This window comes from Flintibacter muris (assembly GCF_943192995.1).
Lineage (GTDB): Bacteria > Bacillota > Clostridia > Oscillospirales > Oscillospiraceae > Lawsonibacter > Lawsonibacter muris.
In genome coordinates, this window is the sequence record NZ_CALPCP010000114.1 from 1 (window position 1) to 1,639 (window position 1,639).

Annotated in this window: 1 protein-coding gene; it reads left to right on the forward strand. The window is 40.3% G+C overall.

Features of this window, described 5'->3' with window-relative positions:
* The first annotated feature begins 168 nt into the window (after positions 1 to 168).
* Positions 169 to 1,488: an IS4 family transposase gene (locus NFS22_RS23545; protein WP_016320805.1), complete on the forward strand. Its 1,320-nt coding sequence runs from the start codon at positions 169 to 171 to the stop codon at positions 1,486 to 1,488.
* The last annotated feature ends 151 nt before the right edge of the window (positions 1,489 to 1,639 follow it).

Genomic DNA, 1,639 nt, shown 5'->3' on the forward strand with positions numbered 1-1,639 from the left:
CAATGTCAATAAGTTAGGAAAACGAGCCAAGATAGAAACAAAAAATATAAAAAACTATTGACAATAGGCGAAATTTGTACGGGTTCTCTCACTAACTTTGTTAGTGAGAGAACCCCTTTGTAATGAAAATATCCCCAATACCTCAAGTCATTACAGAGGAGGAGCCATATGACGCCAATCGATATTCGAAAAGCTTTAGTTTCCATTATTCAGAATATGGGAGAAAATAAGGAACATTATGTCAGAGAGCCGGGAAGAGATTTCTGCCGAAAACGAAAATTGCCATTTGAAACCATGCTCGCCACCATACTGGGTATGGGCGGCAGTTCCCTAACAAATGAACTTCTGGACTGCTTTGGATGTGCAGAAGATGTTGCATCTACCCCTGCATTTATTCAACAAAGAGCTAAGATTTTACCAAAGGCTTTTGAATCTTTATTTCAATCATTTGCTCAAATCAGAACTGGACAACATCTTTATAAAGATTACCAGCTGCTCGCTATTGATGGTTCAGATTTGTTATGCGCACCAAATAAGACAGATCCGGATTCCTATTTTCCAGGTGCGAATGGCCAGCGTCCTTATAATCTTTTACACTTGAATGCCCTGTACGATTTGCTTCAGCACACATACCTTGATGCGGTCATACAAAAACGGCGATGCCAAAATGAACATACAGCTTTGGTTGACATGGTAGATCGTTCTCCTGTGCAGCAGGCCATTTTGCTTGCCGACAGAGGATTCGAATCCTACAATAATCTTGCCCACATTCAGGAAAAAGGCTGGAAATATCTTATACGCATAAAAAATGGAAAGCCTGGGATTATATGCGGTTTTGATTTACCTGATTCTGACGAATTTGATCTTTTCTTCCCCCTATTGCTATTCCGACGAAATACGAGAGAGGCCAAAGCACTTTCTCAAGACAAAAATCGGTATAGATATGTTCATAATAATTCCCGATTCGACTTCCTTCCGACTACTACCAGAAAACACGATCCGTTCTTCTTCTATGAGCTTCCCATTCGAATTATCCGGTTCAAAATCGCCAACGACACTTCCGAAACGATTGTCACAAACCTTGACGCAGATGACTTTCCACCTGGAGAGGTAAAACGCCTTTATGCCTTGCGCTGGGGCATTGAAACTTCATTTCGTGATTTGAAATATACAATTGGTTTGCTACATTTTCATTCCAAGAAACCAGAGTATCTGTTTCAGGAGATTTTTGCCCGGCTGACCATGTACAATTTTTCTGAGTTGATCACTTCTACAATTACTCTCCAGCAAGCGGATAGAAAATACTGCTACAAAGTTAACTTTTCTGTTGCTGCCTATATTTGCCGAAAATTCTTCCATGGAAATATTTCCTCAGACAGCATAAATATACTTCTGTCAAAGTTCATTTCACCAATACGGCCAGGACGAAAGCGACCACGTAAAATGTGCATTAGACCAAATATTTGCTTTGTTTACAGAGTGGCTTAATTTTGTTTCCTGCTCCTTTTGGGCGGATTCATATCCGCTTTTTTGTCATGCCCCAATTTATACCGGCGTAATGAGTCCTCCTTTGTTGCCCCCCTTTTTTTAACAATTCACGCTTCCGGTTGTCTATTGCTTGCTTAACTTATTGACATTG